Raw genomic sequence first — 4,250 nt, forward strand, 5'->3', positions numbered from 1 at the left:
GCTGCCGGTCGCGACGCCGCCCAACGCCATTGTCTACAGCAGCGGCGCCATATCGATCTTGCAGATGGTCAGGGCCGGCGTCCTGCTGAACGTGATCGCGGTAATCTTGATCTCCGTCTACATCCCGTGGGCTATCAAGCTGGTATTCGGTTGATCGCCGCCGGTGAATTCTAATCGCGTTACCGTTTGCCGGAGGGGCGAATTCGCTTGAGGAAATCCCAGGTCGGAAGGCTTGCCAGACCGCCGATGGCGCCGGCGATGTAGCTGGGAATGGCGAACCCGAAAATGAACTGACATACGAGGCCAGCCACATAACTGCTGAGCAGCATCACCAAGATGGTGATCAAAAGACGCTGCCAAAATGGTAGCCGATCGTTCAAGGGTCTGTTCTCCGCTGCCTGTGAGGCTCAGCGCTCCTCGTGAAGCCGGTAATGAAAATCGCAGTGGTCGTCACCCTGCATCAAGGTCTGCTTGCGGGTCAGCTTGAGGTTGGGATCGTATCCCTCGCAGAACGTGCCGTCGCGGTTGCATGACAGCAGGAAACCGATATCGGCCATGCCCATGTCGCGGTACATCTCCGCATAGCGGCATCGGTTGACCTTGTAGGCATAGGTCGTGTCGGTATGCTCGACGACTTCGGTTTCTAGCGCGCCGTCCGCCTCCCACAGGTGTTGCATGTCGACAAAACCCTGCAGACCGCCTTCCTCGCCATCGCGCTCGGCGAACCGGCGTCCTTCGGCAATGGCGGCGTTTTTGATAGCGCCACCAAGGATTTCGCGCGCCGTATCCTCGCCGATACGGCTCACCATGGCCTCGTAGATTGGTTTGATGACTTCGGCCTGAATGCGCCGGCGTTCCAGGACCGGCAAACGATCGAAGGTGGTCACCGCAGTTTTCCCTGTTTTTCTCGGTTAGAACCACTATAGCGGGTTTGCGCCGAAAAGCGCCGATTGGTGGACTTTCGCCTCATCTAGCACCTATATACCGGCCATGAGCGGTCTCGACTTCATCAAGATGCATGGTCTCGGCAACGACTTCGTCATTGTCGACGCGCGCGAGCACGTCCACGAGCTGTCGCGTGAGGCGATCCGGCGCATCGGCGACCGCCATACCGGCATCGGCTTTGACCAGCTTCTGCGCATAGAGCCGTCGGACAAGGCCGACGCCTTCATGCGGATCTGGAACCCGGATGGCAGTGACGCGGAGGCCTGTGGCAATGGCACCCGCTGCGTCGCGCATCTTTTGATGGACGAGGACGGTCGCGACAGCGCCGAAATCGAAACCGTAGCCGGGGTACTGCCGTGCCGGTTGAGCGAGGCCGGTATCAGTGTCGATATGGGACCAGCCAATCTCGCGTGGCGGGACATTCCGCTCGCAAGCGACATGGATACCTTGGCCATCGACCTCGGCGATCCCGCGCCCGGGCAGGCTGTTGCCGTCAACATGGGCAATCCGCACATGGTCTTCTTCGTCGACGATGCCGAGGCAATCGATGTTCCCGCCGTCGGCGCCGCGCTGGAACGCCATTCCGTGTTTCCAGAAGGCGCCAATGTCAGCTTTGCCCAGGTCACGGGCGACAACCAGCTGCGCCTGAGGGTCTGGGAACGCGGTGCTGGCCAGACTCAGGCCTGCGGCTCGGCGGCTTGCGCGACAGGCGTCGCGGCGAACCGGCGTGGCCTGGCGGGTCGGCAAACCACGATCAACCTGGATGGTGGCCCGCTCACCATCACCTGGCGCGAAGACGACGGCCATGTCTTGATGGCGGGCACCGTCGCATTCTCCTTTCACGGCGTCATGGCGCCCCATCTGACGGCCTGAGATGACGGACGTCCTGACCTTCGGCTGCCGCTTGAACACCTATGAGTCCGGTGTCATTCGCGGCCACGCGGAAGCCGCCGGCCGCGACGACCTCGTGGTCGTCAATACCTGCGCGGTGACCGCCGAGGCCGAGCGCCAGGCGCGTCAGCAAATCCGCAAGGCACGGCGCGAACGCCCGGACGCCACCATTGTCGTCACCGGCTGCGCCGCACAAATCGATCCGCAAGCCTGGGCCGACCTGCCGGAGGTCGACCGGGTGGTCGGCAACATCGAAAAGCTGCAGCCCGGAACCTGGGCGAAGGACGACGGCCCGGCCATCCACGTCACCGATATCATGGCGGTTCGAGAGACGGCGGCGCATCTGGTGCCCAGCTTCAACGACCGTGTGCGCGCGTTCGTCGAAATCCAGAACGGCTGCGATCACCGCTGCACGTTCTGCATCATTCCCTTTGGCCGCGGCAACAACCGCAGCGTGCCCGCTGGCCGCGTTGTCGATGAGGTCAGACTGCTCGTCGAACGCGGCTATCGCGAGGTCGTGCTGACCGGCGTCGACATCACCGGATGGGGCAGCGATATGCCCGGGACGCAGAGCCTGGGCTATCTGGTTCGGACGCTACTCGATCAGGTGCCGGACCTGCCGCGCCTCAGACTGACATCGCTGGATATCTCCGAGGTCGACGAGACCCTCTATCGGGTCATCGCCGAGGAGCCGCGTTTAATGCCGCATCTGCATCTCTCCTTGCAGGCCGGCGATCCAATGATCCTGAAGCGCATGAAGCGACGCCATCAGCCGGAGCAGGCCGTCGCGTTCTGCGATCTCGTGCGCCGTCTGCGGCCCGATGCCGTATTCGGCGCCGATCTCATCGCCGGTTTCCCGACCGAAACGGACGCGATGTTCCAGGCGACCCTGGACCACGTCGCCGATTGCGGTCTGACCTATCTGCACGTCTTTCCCTATTCGCCGCGACCCGGCACACCGGCGGCCAAGATGCCGCAGGTCGCCAAGGCCGAACGCAAGGTTCGCGCGGCAAGGCTGCGCGACGCCGGCCAAGCGGCCCAGGACGCCTTCCTGAGATCCCGTGTCGGTCAGCGCGCGACCGTTCTTGTGGAGCAGGCGTCGGCCGGCCGTACCGAACAGTTTGCTCCGGCCCGGCTGACCCATGACGCGGTCGAAGGGGATCTGGTAACAGCGCGCCTGACAGGCATCGACAACGGCACCTTGCTGGCCGAGGCGGCCTGATGGCCGAAGGCGGCTGGTTCTCCCGGCTGAAGGCCGGTCTGTCTCGCTCGTCCGGACGGCTGACCGACAGCATCGGCGCGATCTTCACCAAACGGCGACTCGATGACGACGCGCTGGAAGAGCTGGAGGAGGCTTTGATCGCCGCCGATATCGGTGTCGCGACATCAGCCAAGCTGACTGCCGACCTCGCCAAGAAACGCTTCAATAAGGAAGTCAGTCCTGAGGAAGTACGTCAGGACCTCGCCGACAGCATCGCGGAGATCCTAGCGCCCCTGGCGCAACCGCTCACGCCCGACCCGGCCAACCACCCACACGTCATCCTGGTCATGGGCGTCAACGGCACCGGCAAAACGACGACCATCGGCAAGCTCGCGAAACAGTTCGCCGACGACGGCAAGAAGGTCGTTATGGCGGCCGGCGACACGTTTCGCGCCGCGGCTATCGAACAGCTGCAGATCTGGGGAGACCGGACGGGCGCCGAGGTCGTCTCGGGCAAGCAGGGCGGCGATGCCGCGGGCCTGGCCTACGAAGCCCTGCAGCGTGCCCAGGCCCTAAACGCCGACATCCTGCTGATCGATACGGCCGGGCGTCTGCACAACAAGGACGAGCTGATGGCCGAACTGCAGAAGATCCTGCGCGTCATCGCCAAGCTCGCCCCCGACGCGCCGCATGACCGCATCCTGGTGCTGGACGCCACCACGGGCCAAAACGCCCATGCCCAGGCCGAGACCTTCGGCCAAATGGCGGACGTCAGCGGATTGGTCGTGACCAAGCTGGACGGCTCGGCGCGTGGCGGTGTCGTGGTTGGCCTGGCCGACCGTTTCGGCCTGCCCATTCACGCGATCGGCGTCGGCGAGAGCGCCGAAGACCTGCGCGCTTTTGACGCGCGCGACTTCGCCAAGTCCCTGATGGGGCTTGCCTAGTGGGTAACGCCACCGCGCAATGCCTTGCATTCCGCGCCGCCGCTGCCTATGTCAGTTTCCGCTGCCGGGCCCGGCGGCCTCTTACCTTACGGACAGGACATCATGATCGATTTTGACCTCCGCGCCGATGACGACGAAGACGACGACGACAAGGACAACGCCAAGTCGTCGGACAAGAAAGACAAGAACCGCGCGGTTCAGAGGATCCTGTTCGATGCCCGCACAATCCTGCTGTTCGGCGAGATCAACGAAAAGATGGCGCGCGAGAC

Annotated in this window: 6 protein-coding genes; 4 read left to right on the top strand and 2 right to left on the bottom strand. The window is 63.7% G+C overall.

Features of this window, described 5'->3' with window-relative positions; genetic code table 11:
• Positions 1-154 (top strand): anion permease (locus tag AAF563_25450; protein MEM7124647.1); only part of this gene is annotated, 154 nt, incomplete at its 5' end.
• Positions 155-179: 25 nt separating this feature from the next.
• On the opposite strand, the gene AAF563_25455 is transcribed toward AAF563_25450, so the two are convergent.
• A complete protein-coding gene (locus tag AAF563_25455; protein MEM7124648.1) occupies positions 180-380 on the bottom strand; it encodes a hypothetical protein in 201 nt (66 codons plus the stop codon).
• A 27-nt stretch (positions 381-407) separates the two neighbouring features.
• On the bottom strand, positions 408-887 hold the full coding sequence (locus tag AAF563_25460; GenBank protein MEM7124649.1) for an L-2-amino-thiazoline-4-carboxylic acid hydrolase: 480 nt from the start codon (positions 885-887) through the stop codon (positions 408-410).
• A gap of 103 nt (positions 888-990) precedes the next feature.
• Between AAF563_25460 and dapF the strand changes: the two genes are divergently transcribed.
• From dapF to ftsY, 3 genes are read left to right on the top strand one after another with little or no spacing between them, the layout of a single operon-like run.
• Positions 991-1,818 carry a diaminopimelate epimerase gene (dapF, locus tag AAF563_25465; protein MEM7124650.1) on the top strand — a complete coding sequence of 276 codons (828 nt, stop codon included), beginning with the start codon at positions 991-993 and terminating at the stop codon, positions 1,816-1,818.
• 1 nt (position 1,819) lies between these two features.
• On the top strand, positions 1,820-3,058 hold the full coding sequence (gene mtaB / locus AAF563_25470) for a tRNA (N(6)-L-threonylcarbamoyladenosine(37)-C(2))-methylthiotransferase MtaB (GenBank protein MEM7124651.1): 1,239 nt from the start codon (positions 1,820-1,822) through the stop codon (positions 3,056-3,058).
• On the top strand, positions 3,058-3,981 hold the full coding sequence (gene ftsY, locus AAF563_25475) for a signal recognition particle-docking protein FtsY (protein ID MEM7124652.1): 924 nt from the start codon (positions 3,058-3,060) through the stop codon (positions 3,979-3,981). The genes mtaB and ftsY overlap by 1 nt, the downstream gene beginning before the upstream one ends.
• Positions 3,982-4,250 lie beyond the last annotated feature (269 nt).

This window comes from Pseudomonadota bacterium, from assembly GCA_039028155.1.
Lineage (GTDB): Bacteria > Pseudomonadota > Alphaproteobacteria > SP197 > SP197 > JANQGO01.